This is a genomic window from Cupriavidus phytorum, assembly GCF_003254285.1.
Classification (GTDB): domain Bacteria; phylum Pseudomonadota; class Gammaproteobacteria; order Burkholderiales; family Burkholderiaceae; genus Cupriavidus; species Cupriavidus phytorum.
On sequence record NZ_QKZN01000010.1, the window covers coordinates 96,708 to 116,481 of the forward strand.

The window sequence follows — 19,774 nt, forward strand, 5'->3', positions numbered from 1 at the left end:
AATTTGCTATACGGCTGCCGACCCGGGGTATACCCTGAGTTGGTGCAAAGGACCGCCGTAGTGCGCAGTGGGCTCCACAATGGTGCGCCGGCGGGCGCGCCGCCGGTTCTTTGGCGCTGGCGTATCATTGGCGCCCGTCCGTGCTTCGGCCCGGGCACGCGTCTTGTCTTCATTTGCCGCATTTACCGCCATGCCCACCACCGTCCTGATCTGCCCCTGGTCCGAAGCCCGCGAACGCGCGCGCGCCATCCGCTACACCGTCTTCGTCGAAGAGCAGGGCGTGCCGGTGGAACTGGAATGGGACGAATGGGACGAGCCCAGCTGGCATGCGCTGGCGCTGGCCGACGACGGCACGCCGCTGGCCACCGGCCGGCTGCTGCCCGACGGCCATATCGGCCGCATGGCCGTGCTGAAGCCGGCGCGCGGCAGCGGCGTCGGCGCGCTGGTGCTGGAGGCGCTGATGCGCAAGGCGGAACAGCTGGGATATCCGGAACTGGTGCTCAACGCGCAGACCCACGCGGCGCCGTTCTATGCGCGCGCGGGCTTCGAGCAGGTGGGGCCGGAATTCGAAGAGGCGGGCATCCCGCACGTGGAGATGCGCAAGCGCTTGCAGCGATAAAGCGCCGGCGCGGCGCTCAGCGCGGCGCCTGCACGATGCCGGTGTCGCGCGACAGGTTCAGCGTGCCGTGGTAGGCCACGTCGCCGATACGGCCGTCGGCGTCGAAGCTGCGCTCGTTCAGGTCGAAGCGCCCGTCGTGGCGGATGCGCAGCACCGTGCTGGCGCGCGTGCCGTACATCGGCGAGCGGATAAAGGCGGACGACAGCAGCTTTTCCCACTCCGGCGCCACGCCGGTGGCGGGCAGCTCGAAATCCGCGGCCTGGCGTTCGTCGGCCAGCATCTGCAGATAGGGCTCGGCGCTGGCGGTGGCCTGGCCGCTGTCGGCGGCCAGCACTTCGGCCAGCGCGCCGACGCGGCTGCGCACCTTGGGCCAGGGCGTATCGAGCAGCGCGTTGGACAGGCCGTACAGGCCCGGACGCAGCCGTTGCGGCTGGCGCGACGCCGAGCGGTTGCTGTACCACCACAGTTCGCGCAGGTCGCTCGCCAGCAGATTGAAGCCGTTGTACGCGCCGTCTTCACCGGCGAGGCCGTCAAGGTAGTCGAACGGCGCCGCGTGGCCGCGCAGGAAGCCCGCCACCAGTTCGCCGCGCGAGCGCGCGTCGGTGCGTTTTTCGGAGGGGGCGCGGTAATTGGTCAGCGCGGCGAAGCGGCCGTCGGCGTTGACGCCCATCCACGTGCCGGGCTCGCCGATGACCTCGGCGAGGTCGCGGCCGGCCAGCACCTGGGGCGCATCCTGCCACCAGTGCGCGGCCGCCGCGGGGCGGGCATAGAATTCATCGCGGTTGCCGGCCACGACCAGGGCATAGTCCGGGTGGGATTGCCAGGCAACCAGGATCAGACACATCGTTTTGCTTCCTTTGCCGCGGGGTTGCCGCGCCAGCGGTCCCCGCGTACTTCAGTCCGACGGCGCCGACACCTCATGCAAGGGCGCCTACAGCACGTCCAGGTCGATAAAGTGTTCGGCGCGCCGCTCGCCTTCGACCCACTGGTCCAGCCCGCTCTGGCGCCACAGCCCTTCCAGCGTGGCATCGAACGCGGGCGGCACGTCGGCGTAGCACTCCATCCAGGTCTGCACGCCGGCGCGGGTTTCCGGCCTGCGCATCAGCGTACCACCAATTCCGGTGGCTTCGGCCACCGTTTCCATCCAGCGGTGCCAGTGCGGCAGCGCCTCGGCGGCAACTGCCTCCGGCACGCGGAAATAGACGTAGAGGTGATCGCTCATGGCGGGTCCTGTGGCAATCAGCCGGCGGCCTGGGCGGCCTCGCCAAGCGGCACTGCGTAGGGCAGGCTGGCGGTGGCCACGGCGGCGCCCTCGGCGCTGCCCAGCCGCAGCGCGCTGCCGGCGGCATCGATCTTCAGCTCGGCCAGCCCGGCCCAGCCGCCATCGGGCGCGGGCGCGGCGTTGACGATCATGCCGCAGGGCTGGCCCGGATCCTCCGGCCGATAGATCTCGGCGGCGGGCGCCGGCACCTCGCCTTCGCCCCGCACCAGCCACATGCGGCGCTTGAGCGTGCCGCGGTACTGGCTGCGCGCCACGATTTCCTGGCCCGGATAGCAGCCCTTGCGGAAATTGACGCCGCCGACCAGCTCGAAATTGATCATCTGCGGCACGAACTGCTCCTGCGTCGCCGCGACGATGCGGGGCAGGCCTGACTGCACTTCGAGCCAGTCCCACAACGCCGGCGCGGCGCCAGTCAGCGTCGCGGACAGCGCCGCGCGCACCGCGTCGGCGCGCTCGGCCGGCAGCACCAGCTGCCAGCGCGGCTGGCCGGCGCCGTCCGGCAGCCGGATCACGGTGGCACCGTCGGCCGTGGCCACGTCGAATGCCCCTGCCGGCGCGGAGAGCCCGGCCGCGGCCAGCGCCCCGGCGGCGCCGGCGCCGGCAACGCCGAGGATGGCGTGGGCCGGGGTGATATCCGACAGCCTGGCCTTGGCGCGCAGCACGAACATCGACAGCCGCTTCTGCACCGCGGCCTGGATCTCGGCCGACAGCTGCAGCACGATGCCGTCGGCGTCGCGCCACATCAGGAAGGTGGCCAGCAGCCGGCCCTTGGGCGAGCAGTAGCCGGCCAGGCGCGCCGTGCCCGGCGCCAGGTCGTCGACCGCGTTGGTCAGCTGGGTGTGCAGGAAGCTGGCGGCATCGTCGCCCGCCACGCGGACGAGGCCGAGCCCGGCCGGGGTGCAGACCACGCCGCCGGCCTGCAGCGCGTCAAGGTTTGCGGCGAGTTGCTGGGCTTGGGGATTCAATGCTGGCATTGCGAGGCAATCGTCGAGGCAAATCGGGAAGGGAAGGAAACGGGCTACCGACGGTGCGTGGTGCCGGATGCGCGGGAGGCGCCGGCGCCACGGCTTACGGTCGGTGCCGGGCTGCCGGTTATTATATGGGGCTACGAGATTTTCGGCCGGCGCCGGTGGTCCGCCGCGGTGCGCGCTTGCGCCGGTGGCGCCGACGGCCGGTCCCGACAACAGATACATGAAACGTTTACTCCTCAGCCTTGGGCTTGCCGTGCTGGTGTTCGCCCTGGCGGCCGCGGGCGGCTTTGCGTGGTGGGCCAATCACCCGGTGTCGCTGAGCAAGTCGCCGGTGGAAGTGGTGATCAAGCCCAATTCCGGCGTGGCCAGCGTCGGCCGGCAGATCCAGCGTGGCGGGGTGGGCATGGACCCGCGGCTGTTCGTGCTGCTGGCGCGCCTGACCGGCCACGGCGCCACCCTGAAGGCCGGCGGTTATGAATTCGAGACCGGCGCCACGCCGCTGTCGATCCTCGGCAAGCTGGCGCGCGGCGAGGTCACGCACTACGTGGTCACGGTGATCGAGGGCTGGGAATTCCGCAAGATGCGCGCCGCGGTCGATGCCAGCCCGGCGCTGCGCCACGACACCCGCGGGATGACCGATGCCGAACTGATGAAAGCCATCGGCGCGCCCGAGGCTTCGCCCGAGGGGCTGTTCTTTCCCGACACCTACCTGTTCGCGCGCGGCAGCAGCGACCTCGAACTGTACAAGCACGCCTACCGCGCCATGCAGCGCCGCCTGAACGAGGCCTGGAACGCGCGCTCGCCCGACCTGCCGTACAAGACCCCGTACGAGGCACTGGTGATGGCGTCGATCGTCGAGAAGGAAACCGGCCAGGCCGCCGAGCGCCCGATGATCGCCGCGGTGTTCATCAACCGGCTGCGCAAGAACATGCTGCTGCAGACCGACCCGACCGTGATCTACGGCCTCGGCGAGGCCTTCGACGGCGACCTGCGCAAGCGCGACCTGCAGGCCGACACCCCGTACAATACCTACACCCGCACCGGCCTGCCGCCCACGCCGATCGCGCTGCCGGGGCTGGCCTCGCTGGCCGCGGCGACCACGCCGGCACCGTCCGACGCGCTGTACTTCGTCGCCCGCGGCGACGGCAGCAGCCATTTCTCCAACTCGCTACCCGAACACAACCGCGCGGTCGACAAGTACCAGCGCGGCAAATAGGCATTCCATGCGCGGAAAATTCATTACCTTCGAGGGCATCGACGGCGCCGGCAAGAGCACCCATATCGACTGGGTTGCCGACCGCCTGCGCGCGCGCGCCGACATCGCCGGGGTCGTCACCACGCGCGAGCCCGGCGGCACGTCGCTGGGCGAAGACCTGCGCCAGATCCTGCTGCACCGCAAGATGCACCTGGAGACCGAGGCGCTGCTGATGTTCGCGGCGCGGCGCGAGCATATTGCCGAAGTCATCGCGCCGGCGCTGGAGCGCGGCAAGTGGGTCATTTCCGACCGCTTCACCGATGCCACCTTTGCCTATCAGGGCGGCGGCCGGGGACTGGCGACCGGCCGGCTCGAAGTGCTGGAGGGCTGGGTCCAGGGCGGCCTGCAGCCCGACCTGACGCTGCTGTTCGACGTGCCGCTGGAAACCGCCAGCGCGCGCCTGGCCGCGGCGCGCACGCCGGACAAATTCGAGGCCGAATCGCGCGCCTTCTTCCAGCGCACCCGCGACGAATACCTGCGCCGCGCGGCGCAGTCGCCGCAGCGCTTCCGCGTCATCGACGCCACGCGCAGCATTGCCGATATTCGCGACGAACTTGAGAAGATCCTCGCAACTATCTGATTCGCAGGGTATTTTTATCCGGCGTCACGGCAACATTCAGCCAGTACTCGAAGTTGGACCGCTAACCTGTTGATTTACATGCTCTATCCCTGGCAGAAAGAAGACTGGCAACGGCTGGGCGCGCTGCGCGAGCGGCTGCCGCATGCCTTGCTGATCCACGGCCAGCAAGGCATCGGCAAGCGCGACCTGGCGCTGCATTTCGCCCAGGGGCTGCTGTGCGAGGCGCCGCTGGCGGACGGGCAGCCGTGCGGACAGTGCGCCGCCTGCCACTGGTTCAGCCAGGGCAACCACCCGGACTTCACCGTGGTCCGGCCCGAGGCCCTCGATGCCTCGGCCGAGGCGGAAACCGACGAGGGCGGCAAGAAAAAGGCGCCCAGCAAGATCATCCGCATGGAGCAGGTGCGCGCGCTGATCGAGGCCGTCGGCGTAGGCACGCACCGCGCCGGGCTGCGCGTGGTGGTGGTCTATCCGCTCGACGCGCTGCAGGCCGAAGGCGCCAACGCCTTGCTGAAGACGCTGGAGGAGCCGCCGCCGTCGACCGTGTTCCTGCTGGTGACCGACCGCCTGGACCGCATCCTGCCGACCATCCTGTCGCGCTGCCGCCAGTTCTCGGCGCAGCGCCCGACCCCCGAGGCAGCGCTGGCGTGGCTGCGCGGGCAGGGCGTGGCGGATGCCGAGGCGCAGCTGGCGCTGGCCGGCGGCTCGCCGCTGACCGCGCTGCATGCGGCCGAGGCCGAGGAGCAGCCGCTGCAGCGCTGGCTGGTCGGGCAGCTCGGGGCCGCGGCCGCGTTCGACGCCGCCGCGGCGGCCGAGCAACTGCAGAAGCTTCCGGTGCCCGCCGTGCTTGGCATCCTGCAGCGCTGGACGTACGATCTGCTGGCACTGCGGCTGGATGGCGGTGCCACGCCGCGGTACTTCCCCAGGGAGCGCGCCGTGCTGGCGCGCTGCGCCGGCGCTACCGATGCCTACGGCCTGCAGGGCTTTGCCGCGCGCCTGAACGCGCACCGCCGCAGCGAGAACCATCCGCTCGCGGCGCGGCTGGTGATGGAAGCGGTATTTCTGGAGTACCGGCAGCTGTTCCGCTAGCGCAGCAGCCGGCCGGGCGCGGTGCATCACAACAAGCGATAACAACAAGCCATAACAACAGGCAGCAACGTCATCAGGGGGTCAACCATGAACACGGCAGTCGCCGGCACCGGGCCGGCCGAGGCGGGCTTTGGTAGCGTCACGGGAAGCGGCAGCGGGGCGGCCTCGCGGCCCAACGTGCTGTCGCTGTCGATCAAGGACCAGGCCGGGCTGTACGCGGCCTATATGCCGTTCCTGGCGCGCGGCGGCATCTTCGTGCCGTCGAACCGGCCGTTCCGGCTCGGCGAGCAGGTGTTCCTGGTACTGTCGCTGCTGGACCGGCCGCAGAAATACCAGATCGCGGGCCACGTGGCCTGGATCACCCCCGCGGGCACGCCGATGAAGACGCCAGGCGTCGGCGTGCACCTGCCCGACGACGACAACGGACGCAACCTGCGCCGCGCGGTGGAGGAAATCCTGGGCAAGATGCTGGAGTCCGGGCGCCCCACCCAAACTTTATGAGTGTTGTGAGATTTCACTCGCAACTATTTGATTTTCGATGAATTTTTCGCTACGCATTGCCGAACCCCGCGATCTGCCGGGCATCGTCGCCATCTACAACAGCACCGTGGCTTCGCGCATGGTCACCGCCGACACCGAGCCGGTCACCGTGGCCTCGCGCCAGGCCTGGTTCGACGCTCACCAGCCCGCGCGCCGTCCGCTGTGGGTGTGCGAGGATGCCGGCGGCAGCATGGCCGGCTGGATGAGCTTTTCCGATTTCTACGGGCGCCCCGCCTATGGCGCCACCGCCGAGGTATCGATCTACCTGGACGCGCAGCGCCGCGGCCAGGGGCTGGGGCGCTACCTGCTGCAGCAGGCCATCGACCACGCGCCCACGGTCGGCGTCAACACGCTGCTCGGCTTTATCTTCGGCCACAACGCGCCCAGCCTGGGCCTGTTCGCGGCGCTGGGCTTCACGCGCTGGGGCGACCTGCCGCGCGTGGCCGTGCTCGACGGCGTCGAGCGCGACCTGATCATCGTCGGCCGCCGCGTGGACGCGGCCTGAGCGCCGCCTGAACGCCGTACCTGAGATTTCCCATGTTTGTCGATTCCCACTGTCATATCGATTTCCCCGAACTGGCCGCGCGCCTGCCGGAACTGCTGGACAACATGCGCGCCAACCAGGTCACGCATGCGCTGTGCATCTCGGTCACGCTGGAAGACTTCCCGCGCGTGCTGGCGCTGGCCGAGCAGCATCCCAACCTGTACGCGTCGGTCGGCGTGCATCCCGACTACGAAGAGGGCGAGGACCCGACCCTGGAGCGGCTGGTGGCGCTGTCGGCCCACCCGCGCGTGGTCGGCACCGGCGAGACCGGGCTGGACTACTACCGGCTCAACGGCCGCAGCATCGCCGAGATGGAATGGCAGCGCGAACGCTTCCGCACCCATATCCGCGCCGCGCGCCAGACCGGCAAGCCGCTGATCATCCATACCCGTTCCTCGGCCGACGACACCCTGCGCCTGATGCGCGAGGAAAACGCGGGCGAGGCCGGCGGCGTGATGCACTGCTTTACCGAAACCTGGGAGGTTGCCCGCCAGGCGCTGGACCAGGGCTTCCATATCTCGTTTTCCGGCATCGTCACCTTCAAGAGCGCGGCGGACCTGCAGGAAACCGCGCGCAAGGTGCCGCTCGAGCGCATGCTGATCGAGACCGATTCCCCCTACCTGGCCCCCGTGCCGTACCGCGGCAAGACCAACGAGCCGGCCTGGGTGCGCCATGTCGGCGAGTTCATCGCGCAGCTGCGCGGGGTGCCGGTGGAGCAGGTCGCGGAACAGACGACGGAAAACTTCTTTAATCTATTCAAGCACATTGACAGGAAATCTCATGTTTGACATGAAGCTTGTCCGCCGTGCCGCCGGCGCTGTCGCGCTGGCCGCCGCCACGCTCGCCCAGGCCGCGCCGGCCGACGATATGCGCAAGGCGGTGGAATTCGACGACGCCAACACCGTCAAGAAGCTGCTTGCCAGGGGCGTCGACCCCAATGTGGTCGACAACCGCGGCAACCCGGCGCTGGTGCTGGCGCTGCGCGAGAAGTCTCTGAAGGCCGCCACGGTGCTGATCCGCGCCAAGGACATCGACTTTGACAAGGCCAACCCGGCCGGCGAGACCCCCTTGATGATGGCCGCGCTGCAGGGCCAGCTCGACATGGTCAAGCTGATGGTCGACGACATGGAGGCCGAGATCAACAAGACCGGCTGGGCCCCGCTGCACTATGCCGCCACCAACGGCCACAACGACGTGGTCAAGTACCTGGTCGACCATGCCGCGTATATCGACGCCGAAAGCCCCAACGGCACCACCCCGCTGATGATGGCCGCGCGTGGCGGCCATATCGAAACCGTCAAGCTGCTGCTGGACGAAGGCGCCGACATGCGCCTGAAGAACCAGCAGGGCATGACCGTGATCGACTTTGCCGAGCGCTACAACCAGGCCGAGATCGCCAGCGGCCTGAAGGCGCGCTGGCAGAAGCTGTATCCGCAGACGCCGATCGTGGCGGCGCCGCCGCTGAAGCCGCCCGTCGCCGAGCCCGGCGGCCAGCGCCCCGCGGCGTCGCAGAGCAAGGGCTGGTAAGGCGCGGCGGCAATGGCCAGCGGTTCGCGCCTGCGCCAGTGGGCGCGCGGGCTCAAGGGCAGCCTGCTGACGCTGTGGTTCTGCAGCCGCCATCCCGGCACGCCATGGGCGGCACGGCTGCTGGGCGCGTTGGTGGTCGCTTACGCCTTCAGCCCGATCGACCTGATTCCGGATTTCATCCCGGTGCTGGGCTATCTGGATGACGTGCTGCTGGTGCCGCTGGGCATCTGGCTCACGCTGCGGATGATCCCCGCTGCGGTCAAGGACGAATGCCGCGGCCGCGCCGAGGCCTGGCAGGAAACCCATGCGCAACGGCCGCGCAATCGCGCGGCCGCCGTGGTCATCGTGCTGGTGTGGGTGGCGCTGGCCTGGCTGGCGTGGCGCTGGCTGGCGCCATACCGGGCTCCGGCCTAGGCGTCGTCGGCCAGCCGCACGCCGGTGAACTGCCAGCGCTGGTGCGGATAGAAGAAGTTGCGGTAGGTTGCGCGGATATGCGATTCGGGGGTGACGCACGACCCGCCGCGCAGCACCATCTGGCCGCTCATGAACTTGCCGTTGTACTCGCCCACCGCGCCCGCGTTGGGGCGGAAGCCCGGATAGGGCAGGAAGGCGCTGGCGGTCCATTCCCAGACGTCGCCGAACATCTGGCGCAGCACGCCGGCGGTGTTCTGCCGGTCCGGCAGCGGCCGCAGCGCGCGCCCCTCGACAAAATTCCCGGTGGCCGGCAGCCGGCTGGCCGCGTGCTCCCATTCCGCCTCGGTCGGCAGCCGGCGCTCGGCCCAGCGCGCGAACGCGTCGGCCTCGTAGAAGCTGACATGGGTCACCGGGCTGTCCGGGTCGACCGGATGCATGCCGCGCAGCGTCATCTGCCACCAGGTGCCTTCGCGCTCTTCCCAGTAGAGCGGCGCCTGGATGCCTTGCTCGCCGACCCAGCGCCAGCCGTCGGACAGCCACAGCCCGGCGCTCTGGTAGCCGCCATCCTCGATGAACTCGAACCATTGCCGGTTGCTGACCGGGTGCGAGCACAGCGTGAAGGGAGCCAGGTAGGTCTTGTGGCGCGGCGTTTCGCAATCGAAGGCGAAGGTCTCGCCGCGGTGGCCGATCTCGACCAGTCCGCCGTCGAAGCCGATCCAGTCCGGCGCGGGGCGCGGGTCGGCAATCACGGGGGCGGGCAGTTCCGGGGCAAAGGCGGGGCGCAGCGGGTTCTGCGCGAACAGGTGCAGCACGTCGGTCAGCAGCAGTTCCTGGTGCTGCTGTTCATGCTGCAGGCCAAGCGTGATCAGCGCCGCCTCGTCGTCGGTCTGGGCGCTGCCCAGCAGCGCCAGCATCGCCTCGTCGACGGCCTCGCGGTATGCCAGCACCTCGTCCAGCGACGGACGCGTCAGCAGCCCGCGCTGCGGCCGCGGATGGCGCGCGCCGACCGCTTCATAGTACGAGTTGAAGAGATAGCGGTAGGCCGGGTCCACCGGCTCGTAGTCAGGGATGCGCGCGGCCAGCACGAATTCCTCGAAAAACCACGTGGTGTGCGCCAGGTGCCATTTTGCCGGGCTGGCGTCGTCCATGGACTGCACGGTGGCATCGGCATCGGACAGGTCCGCCACCAGGGTTTCGGTGGCGGCGCGGACATGCCGGTACTGCGAAAGCAGGGCGGGTTCGTGCGGCGGATGGAGGGCGGCTCCTGGCAACAGGGCTGAAGTCATGCGGGCTCCCGGGTTGGATCGGTCGATGACTGCAGGCGGTGCGCCGCCGCGGCCAGGGGCCAGCGGCCGCGCGCCGCCCATGGCACGCGGGGCGCCGTAGCGCCCCGAACCATCATAGACCCGATCCGGTCCCGGGGCGAGCCGGCGCCGTCCTACAGCGCCGGCCCCGCGGCCCCGGTTGGCTTCAGGCCGCCAGGCGGCTGGCGTCGTTCAGCGCCGCGATCTCGGTGCGGGCACTGGCCAGGGCGGCTTCGCGGAACTCCGGACCCATCGCCAGGCCGTGGGCGCGCACGTAGGTGATGTCGGTGATGCCCAGGAAGCGGAACACGATGTCGACGGTCTTTTCGTGCAGGTCCAGCTCGTTGGCATCCTGGCGTACGCCGCCGCGCGACGACACCACGATCACGCGCTTGCCGCCGGCCAGGCCCACCGGGCCGTTCTCGGTGTACTTGAAGGTGCGGCCGGCCTGCGCGATGCGGTCGATCCAGGCCTTGAGCTGGCTGGGGATGCTGAAGTTGTACTGCGGCACGCCCACCACCAGCACGTCGGCGGCGAGGAACTCGGCCAGCCACTGCTCGGTGCGCTCCAGCTCGGCCTGCTGCACGGCGTTCAGGCCGTCCTTGGGGCCACCCAGCACCGGCAGCAGGTTGCCGGACAGGTGCGCCGGGGCGTCCTGGTCGAGGTCGCGCACGGTCACGGTGGCGGCGGGGTTGGCGGCGACCAGGTCGGCCACCACGCTGGCGGTCAGGCCGCGGGATACGGAGTTGTCGCCGAGGACGCTGGAATCGATCTGCAGGATGTTCATGTCTTTCTCCACAAGGTGCGGTTGCGATGGAGGAAAGATAGCGGCTGGCCATTGGTATCGGTAGTGAGGCAAAATGCAAAGGATTGTTCTACCGATGCAACGCCATGCCGGGCGCCATCTCCGCACATCCACGCACGATTGCGGACCCGTCCGCGTGACTCCGGAGCCATCCATGCAAGACCTCAACGACCTGTCGCTGTTCGCCCAGGTGGTCGAACACGGCAGTTTTTCCGCGGCCAGCCGCGCCACCGGCGTGCCCAAGTCGCGCCTGAGCCGGCGCATCGCCCAGCTCGAGCGCGATCTCGGCGTGCAGCTGCTGCGCCGGACCACGCGCCAGGTGCGCGTGACCCCGCTGGGGGAATCCTTCTACGAACGCTGCCGCGCCATGCTCAACGAGGCCGAGGCCGCGCGCGAGGTCATCGAGCAGGCGCGCGAGCAGCCGGGCGGCACGCTGCGGGTCAGTTGCCCCATCGCCATTGCCCAGATCCTGCTGGCACCGGCGATCGGCCACTTCATGCGCGCCAACCCGGCGGTGCGGATCGAACTGGAAACCACCAACCGGCGCGTCGACGTGATCGGCGAGGGCTTCGACCTGGCGCTGCGCGTGCGCGAGGTGATGGAAGACTCCAGCCTGGCGGTGCGTACCTTTGGCGAAAGCGAGCTGATGCTGGTGGCCAGCCCGGCGCTGCTCGACAGCATCGGCCGCCCGCGCACGCCGCAGGCGCTCGACGGCATGCCGGGCGTGGGCCAGCAGCCGCACGACGGCAAGCACGCCTGGACCTTGCGCTGCAAGACCGGGGACTCGATCCAGATCGCCTACGATCCGCGCCTGGTCACCGACGAGTTCGCGTTGCTGCGCGAGGCCGCCATCGCCGGGGTCGGCGTAGCCATGCTGCCGCGCATGTTCTGCCGCGAGGCGCTGGAGAACGGCGAGCTGGAACTGGTGCTGCCGCAGTACGACATGCCGGTCGGCACGCTGCACGCGGTGTTCCCGTCGCGCAAGGGCGTGACGCCGGCGACCCGGCGCTTCCTCGACTTCCTGGGCGAGGTGTTGCCCGAGTGCGCGCACAAGGTCGGCATGCAGCAGCCGCGCACACCGGCGATGCACCGCGTGGTGTAGCGCTGCCAGCGGCACGTGCCGGCGCCAGGTGCAAGGGCTGGTGACGGCCGCGTCGGTGCCGGCCCGTGTCGCGCATTTGCGGCTTTACGTTCACGCCGGCTCGCACTAAGGTACAGGGGCGAACCGTGCGCGTGAGGGCTAAGGCGCATGGCTCGATAACTTCTCACAGACAACGGCAAGGAGAATGGCCATGGGTGGCTCTCAGGGTTCCCAGGACTTGGGCAAGGCGCTGCTGCGCATCGTGCTTGGCGTGTTGATCCTGATGCATGGCATCGCCAAGGTCACGGGCGCGTCCGGCATCGGTTTCGTGTCGAAGGTGGTTGCCGACGCCGGCTTGCCGGCCTGGGTTGCCTACGGCGTCTACCTGGGCGAGATCGTCGCGCCGATCCTGCTGATCATCGGGCTGTGGAGCCGGCTGGCGGCGCTGGTGGTGGCGCTCAACATGCTGTTTGCCATCGGGCTGGTGCATACCAAGGAGCTTGGCATGCTGTCCAATACCGGCGGCTGGGCCCTGGAGCTGCAGGGCATGTACCTGGGGGCGGCGCTGGCGGTGGTGCTGCTGGGGGCGGGCAGGCTCAGCGTGGGTGGCCTCAACGGCAAGCTCAACTAGCGCGACCCGCAATCCCGCGCCGTGCATCCAATTCCTGGAGATGTATCGTGAATGCGTTCCGGCAACTCTTCCCGGTGGCGATGCGGGGAACGATCCCCGCGGCGGTCGCGGCGCTGCTGCTGTCGGGCTGCGCCAGCGTCCCCGACATCAAGACCGACTACAACCCCGCTACCGACTTCAGTGCCTACCGTACCTTCGGCTTCGTCGAGCGTCCCGGCACCGACCGCGCCGGCTATGAAAGCCTGACCACCCAGTACTTCAAGACCGCGGTCCAGCGCGAGCTGGGCGCGCGCGGCTACCGCTACGCGGCGCAGTCGCCGGACCTGCTGGTCAACTTCAACGCCAGGCTGCAGGAAAAGGTGGAGGTCAGCCCGGCACCCGCGCCCATGATGGGCTACTACGGCTATCGCGGCGGGCTGTATGCGCCGTGGCCGGGCTACGGCTTCTATAACGACGTCTACCGCTACACCGAGGGCACCGTGAACATCGACCTGGTCGACCGGCGCCAGATGAAGCTGGTGTGGGAAGGCGTGGCGGTCGGCAGCGTCGACACCAGCGACAAGGCCAGCGCCCAGCAGCGCATCGACAGGACCGTGGCGCAGATCTTCGCCAAGTACCCGTTCCGGGTCGGGCAGTAGCACCGGCACCGCGGCCGCCGGCGCTCAGGCCGGCGGCGTTGCCGTGGCCCGCTCGATCGCGTCCGCGACGAAGGCCTCGGCCGGCCTGGGCGCCGACCACAGGTAGCCCTGGCCCAGCGGACAGCCCAGCGCCCGCAGCGCCGCGCGCTGGGCGTCGGTCTCGATGCCCTCGGCCACGCACTCCAGTCCCAGTTCCCGGGCCAGGCCGATCATGCTGCGGCAGATCGTGGCGCGCTGGCCGTGCCCGTCGACCTCGGCGACGAACGAGCGGTCCACTTTCAGCTGCGTGAACGGCAGGTCCGCCAGCAGCTTGAGGGTGGCGATGCCCACGCCGAAATCGTCGATCGCCACGCCATAGCCGAGCAGCCGCAGCCGGTTCAGCGCGACCGACAGCGCCAGCGTGTCGGGCACAGGGTAACCCTCGGTCAGCTCCACCGTCAGCGCCTGCCGCGGCACGCCGCTGGCGGCCACCAGCGCCTCGAACGATTCCAGCACGCCCGGTCGGCACAGCGTCTGCGCAGACGCGTTCAGGCCCATCGCAATCCCGACCCCGGCGGCGCGCAGGCGCTGCAACGCCGCCAGGCACTGGCGCGCAACCAGGAAGAACACCGGGTCGGCCGCGTCGAGCGCCTCGAGCTGCGGGATGAAGTGGTCGGGCGGTACCAGGCCATGCGCGGGATGGCGCCAGCGCACCAGCGCTTCGGCCCCGACCAGGCGGCCGCTGGCGATATCGTGCTGGGGCTGCAGCATGACCAGCAAATCGGTACCGGCGCGGGTCGCGGCGAGCAGTTCCTCGGCGTCGGGGATCCAGGCGGGCACGCCGGCTTCGGCATCCTGGCGCACCAGCGCATCGGCCAGGATCACTTCGAGCGCATCGCGCGACAGCGGCTTGCGCAGCGCGTGCACGCGCGGGATGCCGGCGGCATGCGCCAGGCCGCGGTTGGAATCGAGGATGTCTTCGGCCAGCGCCGTGACCCACACCCACACCGGCGGCGCGCCAGCGAAGGCGCGCGGGCCGCGCCGGTGCAGCTCGGCGATCAATTCGGGGCCATTGCAGCCCGGCATCTCGATATCGCACAGCACCACGTCGAAGGGCTCGCGCGCCAGCAGCTCGGCCGCCTGCGTGCCGTTGTGCGCGCTGGTCAGGGCCTGCACGCCGACATGGCGCAGCAGGCCCTCGGCGGCGGCGCGCTGGAACGGGTGGTCTTCGACGACGAGGATGCGCAGCCTGGCGTAACGGATTGGCATGGAGCGTGAGCAGAAGGGGAGGGCGGCGCGCCGCGAGGCGACGCAGCCGGGTTTGCCCAATGGTAGCGCGGCGCGGCTACGCCAATGACCGGTGACACCATGGCACGGTCGTGAATAGGCCCGCGATCGCCCTGGCATCGTTGCGCAATGGCGTTGAAAAAGCGCCGCGTTACGAATATTTGCGCTTTCCGATTCAATCGCCGACTGTCATAACCGCTACAATCGCTGCCCGGTGTTTTGAAGATGGCATGTCGATAATGGGTTTGGGCTGGTTCGGGTTTTCGACTTTCTGGATAGTACCGCTGCTGTGGCGGCTGGTGACGCGCTGGCTGGCCGGCGAGCGGCGCCTGGCCGGGCCTGGCTCGCTGCGCGTATGGCTGGGCACGCTGGCGGTGCTGTGCGCGAGCGCCAGCCTGGAGGCACTGACCAGCGGCGCGGATCCCGAATCGAGCGCCGGCGGCGGCGTCGGCCGCGCGCTGGCCGGCGGCTTCGGCAACCTGTTCGGCTGGACCGGCGCCTTGCTGCTGATGCTGGGCGTGCTGGCACTGGCCGCGCCGATGGTGTTCGGCGAGACCTGGCGCAGCCTGTTCGCGCGCAAGCCGCGCCGCGCCGCCGCGCCCGCCACGGTGCCCGAGGAGGCGCCGGTGACCTTCGCCGCCACCCAGCCGCTGCGCGAGGCCGAGCGCCGCGATGCACCGGCGGCGGGCCACCCCGGCTGGACCGCGCCCGCGCCGCGCCATCGCAGTTTTGAAGCCGTCTCCGCGCGCCGCCAGCCGGCCTGGCAGCCGCCGCGCCGCACCCGTGAATCGCCGCCGCAGCCTGGCGAGCTCTGGCTGCATCATGCCGACGCGCCGGGCGCGCCCAGGCCGGTGCGTGCCCCCCAGCCAGCGCCGGCAGCCGCCGCGCCGGCAACGCGCCCCGCCCAGCCGGCGGCACGCAAGCCGGCCGCCGCCGCCCCCGCACCGGCTTCCGCGCCGCGACCGGCACAGCCGCTGCGCGGCACTGTGGTCAGCAGCCCGTTCCGCCAGCCGCAGCCGCTGGTCCGTTCGGCGATCACGACGCTGCCGGAAGCGTCCGCGAAGCCCGCCGCCGCGTCCGCGGTGCCGACCACCGCCGCCGCTGTCACCGCCACTGCCGCCGCTCCGGCCGAGATCGCTGTCGCCATGCAGGCGGCTTCCAGCGTCGAACCGGATGCCGTTGCGCCAGCGCAGGCAATCGCCGCACCCGAGACCGAGCCCACAACAGAACCGGAAATCGTGCCGGCGGCGCCAGCCATTCCTTCCGTTCCGGTGGACGACGCTGTTACCGCCGCCCCGGCCGAACCCCTTGCGCTGGATGGCGATGCCCCATCGCTGGCCGCGCTCCGGCAGGAAGCGCTCGACCTGCTGGCCGAGTTGCAGGCCCTGGCAGGCAAGCCCGCGACAGTGCAGTCGGCTGACCCGGCTTCGGACCAGTTGCCGGTAGCCATGCCCGAAGCGGCCGCGGATCCGGCCATCGACGTGAACGCTGCAGAGCCCGACCCGGTTGCGACACAGCCGCCGGCACACGCCGCGCCGGAAGCCCTCATTGAAGCGGAAGTTGAAGCTCCGTTGGCCGGCGTGCCGGAACACACGGGCGAGACCGCTCAGCAACACGAAGCAAGCGCGCCTGATCACGACGCCGAGGCCGTCGCCGTAGCCCATGCCGTGGCAAGTTCCGCGATGGAGGAGGGCGGCGAGCCCGAGCCCGAGGCCGTGGCGCTGGTCACGGCCGAAGACGCCGGCACGGAAGGCGCCCTGATGGACGGCAACGATCTGGTCGGCGAAGCCGTCGAGCCGGAGGACTTGCCGGCCGTCGACCTGGCCGATGTAGCCGACGCAACCGATGCGGTGGAAGCCGCCGGGACCGTCGAAGCTGCTACATCCGCTGAAGCCCAGGCACCCGTCGACGTCGCGCCAGACAGCCCGCCCCCCGCCAAGCCCCGCATCGTGCTGCCCGCCGTGGTTGGCCGCACCGTGCCGCTGGCAGCCGCGACGCCGCCCGCGCCGGTGACGCCACCGGCGCCGCGTCCCGTGGTCGACTACCGCCTGCCGCCGTCGGACTTGCTGGAATGCGAAGTCGACAGTGCCGAGCAGGTGTCGGAAGAACGCCTGCGCGAAACCGGCGAGCTGATCGAACAGCGGCTGGCCGAGTTCAAGGTGCCGGTCGCCGTGGTCGGCGCGGGCGCCGGCCCGGTGATCACCCGCTTCGAGGTCGAGCCCGCCATGGGCGTGCGCGGCGCGCAGGTGGTCGGGTTGATGAAGGACCTGGCGCGGGCGCTGGGCGTGACCTCGATCCGCGTGGTCGAGACCATTCCGGGCAAGACCTGCATGGGGCTGGAGCTGCCCAACGCGCGCCGGCAGATGATTCGGCTGTCCGAGATCGTCAACGCCGCCTCGTTCCAGGCGCATCATTCGCGGCTGGTGCTGGCGATGGGCAAGGACATCACCGGCAACCCGGTGGTGACCGACCTGGCACGCGCGCCGCACCTGCTGGTCGCCGGCACCACCGGCTCGGGCAAGTCGGTGGCGGTCAACGCCATGATCCTGTCGATGCTGTACAAGGCCACGCCGGAAGACGTGCGCCTGATCATGATCGACCCCAAGATGCTGGAGCTGTCGGTCTACGAGGGCATCCCGCACCTGCTGGCGCCGGTGGTCACCGACATGAAGCAGGCCGCCCACGCGCTCAACTGGTGCGTCGGCGAAATGGAAAAGCGCTACAAGCTGATGTCGGCGCTGGGCGTGCGCAACCTGGCCGGCTACAACCAGAAGATCCGTGCCGCCGAGGCCGCGGGGCAGAAGGTGCCCAACCCGTTCTCGCTGACGCCTGACGCGCCCGAGCCGCTGTCGCGCCTGCCCATGATCGTGGTGGTGATCGACGAACTGGCCGACCTGATGATGGTCGCCGGCAAGAAGATCGAGGAACTGATCGCGCGCCTGGCGCAGAAGGCGCGCGCCGCCGGCATCCACCTGATCCTGGCCACGCAGCGCCCGTCGGTTGACGTGATCACGGGCCTGATCAAGGCCAATATCCCCACGCGCGTGGCGTTCCAGGTCTCGTCCAAGATCGATTCGCGCACCATCCTCGACCAGATGGGCGCCGAGAGCCTGCTCGGCCAGGGCGACATGCTGTTCCTGCCGCCGGGCACCGGCTATCCGCAGCGCGTGCATGGCGCTTTTGTCGCCGACGACGAGGTGCACCGCGTGGTCGAGCACTGGAAGCAGTTCGGCGAGCCCGACTACGATGAGGCCATCCTCGCCGGCGACCCGGCCGAGGCCGGCGGCGCTGACCTGTTCGGCGACGGCGGCGGCGACGGCGAGGCCGACCCGCTCTACGACGAGGCCGCCAGCTTCGTGCTGACCAGCCGCCGCGCCTCGATCTCGGCGGTGCAGCGGCAGCTGCGCATCGGCTACAACCGCGCGGCGCGGCTGATCGAGCAGATGGAAGTGGCCGGACTGGTCTCGCCGATGGGCCGCAACGGCGCGCGCGACGTGCTCGCGCCCGGGCCGGCCGACTGAGCGGACCGCCACCACGGCCCGAAGGAGTCAGCATGCAGCCTGAACACGGAAACCTGCTCGCCGGCGTCCCGGCCGGCGCCGCGCAGGAAATCTTCGAGCCGCTGCTGCAACGCCCGGGCCTGCGCATCGAGCGCATCGTCTCCAACGGCCAGGCCAGCCCGGAGGGCTTCTGGTACGACAGCGCGGAGGCGGAGTGGGTGCTGCTGTTGAGTGGCCGTGCCGCGCTTGAACTGGAGGGCCAGCCGAGGTTGCATACGATGCGGCCTGGCGACTGGCTGCACCTGCCGGCGCATTGCCGCCATCGGGTGGCGTGGACTGATGCAACGCAGCCCACAGTCTGGCTGGCGATGCATTATGGGAGCGGCGAAGGCTAGGACGTGCAAGCTGCGCGCGCTTGCGATGCGCGGCGGTTTGCTCCCCTCTCCCGCTTGCGGGAGAGGGGCCGGGGGAGAGGGCAGGCGCTGGCATACCGACTCGCTTGACTTCGTTGAAACTCCGGCCCTCTCCCCCACCCCTCTCCCGCGCGCGGGAGAGGGGAGCTTATGCGTGCGCTCCTGGCCTTGGTTAACCGACCGCCACCTGCTCCTGCGGAAACACAGGTTCCCCCAGATTCAGCATCAGCCGGTTCGCCCACGCGAAGATCGCGATCGAGTGGATCAGGTCCAGGATCTCCGCGTCCGTCACGCCGGCCTCGCGCAGCGGCTTGAGCTGTTCGGCGGTGACTTCGGCCGGCCGCTCGGTCAGCTCCGCCGAAAATTTCGCGATGGCGCGTTCGCGCGCGGTGGTGCCGGCGCTGTAGGGGTCGTCGAACACCTGGCGGATCACGTCGTTGCGCTTGGCCAGCTGTTCGAAGCGCTGGGCGTGGACCGAGGCGCAGTAGACGCAGCCGTTGATGCGCGACACCACCGTGGTCGACAGCTCGCGTTCGGCGCGCGGCATGCCGCCGGGCGCGTACATGATGGCGTTGAAGGCGGTCGAGCGTTGGCGCAGGATCTCGGGCTGGTGGACCAGGAAGCGGTAGTAGTCCTGCACCTTGGCCTTGGGGTGGCTCTCTTCGAGCACGGCGATCTGCTCGGGCGTGGCCTGGTCGAGGTCGACCACGTCCAGCCATGCCTTCCAGTCGAGCACTTCGTTGGTGAAGCCGTGGGATTTGATGATTTCGCTCATGCCTGGGCTCCGGCGGGGTTGTCGTTCAGGGCTTGCAGGGCTTTCAGTGCGCCCAGTCCGGCCACCAGCCGCACCTGGTACGACAGGAACGCGACCAGCTGCGCCAGCGTGACCACCGCCGGGGTGCTAAGGCCAGCGGCCGGCAGCGCCAGCAGCGCGGCCTGGTCGCCCTCGACCGGTTTCTCGATCAGCTTGCGGGTGAATTCGAGCATGGCGCGCAGGCGCGGCTCGGCCACGTCCGCGGGCGTGCCCTCGGCCGCGGCGCGGATCTGGCCGGCATCGGTGCCGAGCTGCTCGAGCCGGCCCCGGTAGTGCGCGGCCAGTGCCGGCGACGGCGTCAGCCGGGCGGCGTACAGCGCCACCAGCAGCCGTTCCGCCAGCGACAGGCCAGGCAGGTCGGGATCGAACAGGGCATCGTAGCTGCCCTGGGTGGCGGCCACGACCTTGTCGCGCTGGTGCCGCAGGGTGTGGGTGGCGCTGCCCGGCGCGAGGCCGGTGAGCTGGTCGATCAGGTCGACCGCGGAAGTCGGGGGCTGGGTCATC

22 protein-coding genes are annotated in these 19,774 nt (G+C 69.9%); 14 read left to right on the forward strand and 8 right to left on the reverse strand.

Translation table 11 applies throughout. The annotated features are described in order from the left end of the window. Positions 1–190: 190 nt before the first annotated feature. Positions 191–619 carry a GNAT family N-acetyltransferase gene (locus tag C7416_RS22725; protein ID WP_111521027.1) on the forward strand — a complete coding sequence of 143 codons (429 nt, stop codon included), beginning with the start codon at positions 191–193 and terminating at the stop codon, positions 617–619. Between the two features lie 16 nt (positions 620–635). Here C7416_RS22725 and C7416_RS22730 read toward each other — a convergent pair whose 3' ends face one another. The 3 genes from C7416_RS22730 to ygfZ form a co-directional block, all read right to left on the reverse strand. Continuing rightward, positions 636–1,463 (reverse strand): NRDE family protein, encoded by an 828-nt coding sequence (locus tag C7416_RS22730; RefSeq protein ID WP_111521028.1) that lies wholly within the window; start codon positions 1,461–1,463, stop codon positions 636–638. Positions 1,464–1,550: 87 nt separating this feature from the next. Next, on the reverse strand, positions 1,551–1,841 hold the full coding sequence (locus C7416_RS22735; protein WP_012352764.1) for a DUF4936 family protein: 291 nt from the start codon (positions 1,839–1,841) through the stop codon (positions 1,551–1,553). Between the two features lie 17 nt (positions 1,842–1,858). After that, entirely contained in the window at positions 1,859–2,875 is a 1,017-nt protein-coding gene (gene ygfZ, locus C7416_RS22740; protein ID WP_111521029.1) for a CAF17-like 4Fe-4S cluster assembly/insertion protein YgfZ, read from the reverse strand. Positions 2,876–3,092: 217 nt separating this feature from the next. On the opposite strand from ygfZ, the gene mltG reads away from it, so the two are divergent. From mltG to C7416_RS22780, 8 genes are all read left to right on the forward strand, one after another. Beyond that, on the forward strand, positions 3,093–4,088 hold the full coding sequence (mltG, locus tag C7416_RS22745) for an endolytic transglycosylase MltG (protein WP_111521030.1): 996 nt from the start codon (positions 3,093–3,095) through the stop codon (positions 4,086–4,088). A 7-nt stretch (positions 4,089–4,095) separates the two neighbouring features. Continuing rightward, positions 4,096–4,707 (forward strand): dTMP kinase, encoded by a 612-nt coding sequence (tmk, locus tag C7416_RS22750; RefSeq protein ID WP_092316382.1) that lies wholly within the window; start codon positions 4,096–4,098, stop codon positions 4,705–4,707. A gap of 78 nt (positions 4,708–4,785) precedes the next feature. Next, positions 4,786–5,793, forward strand: coding sequence for a DNA polymerase III subunit delta' (locus C7416_RS22755; protein WP_018005948.1), 1,008 nt, complete (start codon positions 4,786–4,788; stop codon positions 5,791–5,793). An 87-nt stretch (positions 5,794–5,880) separates the two neighbouring features. After that, positions 5,881–6,294, forward strand: a complete 414-nt coding sequence (locus tag C7416_RS22760; RefSeq protein ID WP_111521031.1) for a PilZ domain-containing protein — start codon at positions 5,881–5,883, stop codon at positions 6,292–6,294. Positions 6,295–6,331: 37 nt separating this feature from the next. Continuing rightward, on the forward strand, positions 6,332–6,838 hold the full coding sequence (locus tag C7416_RS22765; protein WP_111521032.1) for a GNAT family N-acetyltransferase: 507 nt from the start codon (positions 6,332–6,334) through the stop codon (positions 6,836–6,838). A 32-nt stretch (positions 6,839–6,870) separates the two neighbouring features. Next, positions 6,871–7,665, forward strand: coding sequence for a TatD family hydrolase (locus C7416_RS22770; protein WP_062799218.1), 795 nt, complete (start codon positions 6,871–6,873; stop codon positions 7,663–7,665). After that, positions 7,658–8,404: an ankyrin repeat domain-containing protein gene (locus C7416_RS22775; RefSeq protein ID WP_111521033.1), complete on the forward strand. Its 747-nt coding sequence runs from the start codon at positions 7,658–7,660 to the stop codon at positions 8,402–8,404. The genes C7416_RS22770 and C7416_RS22775 overlap by 8 nt, the downstream gene beginning before the upstream one ends. A 12-nt stretch (positions 8,405–8,416) precedes the next feature. Further along, positions 8,417–8,818 (forward strand): YkvA family protein, encoded by a 402-nt coding sequence (locus tag C7416_RS22780; RefSeq protein ID WP_111521034.1) that lies wholly within the window; start codon positions 8,417–8,419, stop codon positions 8,816–8,818. On the opposite strand, the gene egtB is transcribed toward C7416_RS22780, so the two are convergent. Together egtB and C7416_RS22790 are read right to left on the reverse strand one after the other, a co-directional pair. After that, positions 8,815–10,104, reverse strand: coding sequence for an ergothioneine biosynthesis protein EgtB (egtB, locus tag C7416_RS22785; RefSeq protein WP_111521035.1), 1,290 nt, complete (start codon positions 10,102–10,104; stop codon positions 8,815–8,817). The two genes, C7416_RS22780 and egtB, sit on opposite strands and share 4 nt — an antisense overlap. Before the next feature lie 184 nt (positions 10,105–10,288). After that, entirely contained in the window at positions 10,289–10,909 is a 621-nt protein-coding gene (locus C7416_RS22790) for an FMN-dependent NADH-azoreductase (RefSeq protein ID WP_111521036.1), read from the reverse strand. A gap of 172 nt (positions 10,910–11,081) precedes the next feature. Between C7416_RS22790 and C7416_RS22795 the strand changes: the two genes are divergently transcribed. The 3 genes from C7416_RS22795 to C7416_RS22805 all read left to right on the forward strand — a co-directional run bounded on the left by C7416_RS22795 (position 11,082) and on the right by C7416_RS22805 (position 13,277). Then, positions 11,082–12,029 (forward strand): LysR family transcriptional regulator, encoded by a 948-nt coding sequence (locus tag C7416_RS22795; RefSeq protein ID WP_062799230.1) that lies wholly within the window; start codon positions 11,082–11,084, stop codon positions 12,027–12,029. 190 nt (positions 12,030–12,219) lie between these two features. Then, positions 12,220–12,639: a DoxX family protein gene (locus C7416_RS22800; protein ID WP_111521037.1), complete on the forward strand. Its 420-nt coding sequence runs from the start codon at positions 12,220–12,222 to the stop codon at positions 12,637–12,639. A 47-nt stretch (positions 12,640–12,686) separates the two neighbouring features. Further along, positions 12,687–13,277, forward strand: coding sequence for a DUF4136 domain-containing protein (locus C7416_RS22805; protein ID WP_373424943.1), 591 nt, complete (start codon positions 12,687–12,689; stop codon positions 13,275–13,277). A 24-nt stretch (positions 13,278–13,301) separates the two neighbouring features. Here the strand turns inward: C7416_RS22805 and C7416_RS22810 are convergent, their stop codons facing one another. Then, positions 13,302–14,525 carry an EAL domain-containing response regulator gene (locus C7416_RS22810; RefSeq protein ID WP_111521038.1) on the reverse strand — a complete coding sequence of 408 codons (1,224 nt, stop codon included), beginning with the start codon at positions 14,523–14,525 and terminating at the stop codon, positions 13,302–13,304. Between the two features lie 257 nt (positions 14,526–14,782). Here C7416_RS22810 and C7416_RS22815 point away from each other — a divergent pair, with 257 nt between their 5' ends. Both C7416_RS22815 and C7416_RS22820 read left to right on the forward strand, forming a co-directional pair. Continuing rightward, positions 14,783–18,064: a DNA translocase FtsK 4TM domain-containing protein gene (locus C7416_RS22815; RefSeq protein ID WP_111521039.1), complete on the forward strand. Its 3,282-nt coding sequence runs from the start codon at positions 14,783–14,785 to the stop codon at positions 18,062–18,064. Positions 18,065–18,096: 32 nt separating this feature from the next. After that, positions 18,097–18,438, forward strand: a complete 342-nt coding sequence (locus C7416_RS22820) for a cupin domain-containing protein (protein ID WP_111521040.1) — start codon at positions 18,097–18,099, stop codon at positions 18,436–18,438. Positions 18,439–18,628: 190 nt separating this feature from the next. Here the strand turns inward: C7416_RS22820 and C7416_RS22825 are convergent, their stop codons facing one another. Continuing rightward, positions 18,629–19,231, reverse strand: coding sequence for a peroxidase-related enzyme (locus tag C7416_RS22825; protein ID WP_111521041.1), 603 nt, complete (start codon positions 19,229–19,231; stop codon positions 18,629–18,631). After that, positions 19,228–19,773, reverse strand: coding sequence for a CMD domain protein (locus tag C7416_RS22830; RefSeq protein WP_111521042.1), 546 nt, complete (start codon positions 19,771–19,773; stop codon positions 19,228–19,230). The genes C7416_RS22825 and C7416_RS22830 overlap by 4 nt, the downstream gene beginning before the upstream one ends. Position 19,774: the final 1 nt, after the last annotated feature.

What these genes read in the sequence shown, in the direction of transcription:
- C7416_RS22725 (WP_111521027.1), top strand. Translation starts at nt 191, where the DNA reads ATGCCCACCACCGTCCTGATCTGCCCCTGGTCCGAAGCCCGCGAACGC.
- C7416_RS22730 (WP_111521028.1), bottom strand. Translation starts at nt 1,463, where the DNA reads ATGTGTCTGATCCTGGTTGCCTGGCAATCCCACCCGGACTATGCCCTG.
- C7416_RS22735 (WP_012352764.1), bottom strand. Translation starts at nt 1,841, where the DNA reads ATGAGCGATCACCTCTACGTCTATTTCCGCGTGCCGGAGGCAGTTGCC.
- ygfZ (WP_111521029.1), bottom strand. Translation starts at nt 2,875, where the DNA reads ATGCCAGCATTGAATCCCCAAGCCCAGCAACTCGCCGCAAACCTTGAC.
- mltG (WP_111521030.1), top strand. Translation starts at nt 3,093, where the DNA reads ATGAAACGTTTACTCCTCAGCCTTGGGCTTGCCGTGCTGGTGTTCGCC.
- tmk (WP_092316382.1), top strand. Translation starts at nt 4,096, where the DNA reads ATGCGCGGAAAATTCATTACCTTCGAGGGCATCGACGGCGCCGGCAAG.
- C7416_RS22755 (WP_018005948.1), top strand. Translation starts at nt 4,786, where the DNA reads ATGCTCTATCCCTGGCAGAAAGAAGACTGGCAACGGCTGGGCGCGCTG.
- C7416_RS22760 (WP_111521031.1), top strand. Translation starts at nt 5,881, where the DNA reads ATGAACACGGCAGTCGCCGGCACCGGGCCGGCCGAGGCGGGCTTTGGT.
- C7416_RS22765 (WP_111521032.1), top strand. Translation starts at nt 6,332, where the DNA reads ATGAATTTTTCGCTACGCATTGCCGAACCCCGCGATCTGCCGGGCATC.
- C7416_RS22770 (WP_062799218.1), top strand. Translation starts at nt 6,871, where the DNA reads ATGTTTGTCGATTCCCACTGTCATATCGATTTCCCCGAACTGGCCGCG.
- C7416_RS22775 (WP_111521033.1), top strand. Translation starts at nt 7,658, where the DNA reads ATGTTTGACATGAAGCTTGTCCGCCGTGCCGCCGGCGCTGTCGCGCTG.
- C7416_RS22780 (WP_111521034.1), top strand. Translation starts at nt 8,417, where the DNA reads ATGGCCAGCGGTTCGCGCCTGCGCCAGTGGGCGCGCGGGCTCAAGGGC.
- egtB (WP_111521035.1), bottom strand. Translation starts at nt 10,104, where the DNA reads ATGACTTCAGCCCTGTTGCCAGGAGCCGCCCTCCATCCGCCGCACGAA.
- C7416_RS22790 (WP_111521036.1), bottom strand. Translation starts at nt 10,909, where the DNA reads ATGAACATCCTGCAGATCGATTCCAGCGTCCTCGGCGACAACTCCGTA.
- C7416_RS22795 (WP_062799230.1), top strand. Translation starts at nt 11,082, where the DNA reads ATGCAAGACCTCAACGACCTGTCGCTGTTCGCCCAGGTGGTCGAACAC.
- C7416_RS22800 (WP_111521037.1), top strand. Translation starts at nt 12,220, where the DNA reads ATGGGTGGCTCTCAGGGTTCCCAGGACTTGGGCAAGGCGCTGCTGCGC.
- C7416_RS22810 (WP_111521038.1), bottom strand. Translation starts at nt 14,525, where the DNA reads ATGCCAATCCGTTACGCCAGGCTGCGCATCCTCGTCGTCGAAGACCAC.
- C7416_RS22815 (WP_111521039.1), top strand. Translation starts at nt 14,783, where the DNA reads ATGGGTTTGGGCTGGTTCGGGTTTTCGACTTTCTGGATAGTACCGCTG.
- C7416_RS22820 (WP_111521040.1), top strand. Translation starts at nt 18,097, where the DNA reads ATGCAGCCTGAACACGGAAACCTGCTCGCCGGCGTCCCGGCCGGCGCC.
- C7416_RS22825 (WP_111521041.1), bottom strand. Translation starts at nt 19,231, where the DNA reads ATGAGCGAAATCATCAAATCCCACGGCTTCACCAACGAAGTGCTCGAC.
- C7416_RS22830 (WP_111521042.1), bottom strand. Translation starts at nt 19,773, where the DNA reads ATGACCCAGCCCCCGACTTCCGCGGTCGACCTGATCGACCAGCTCACC.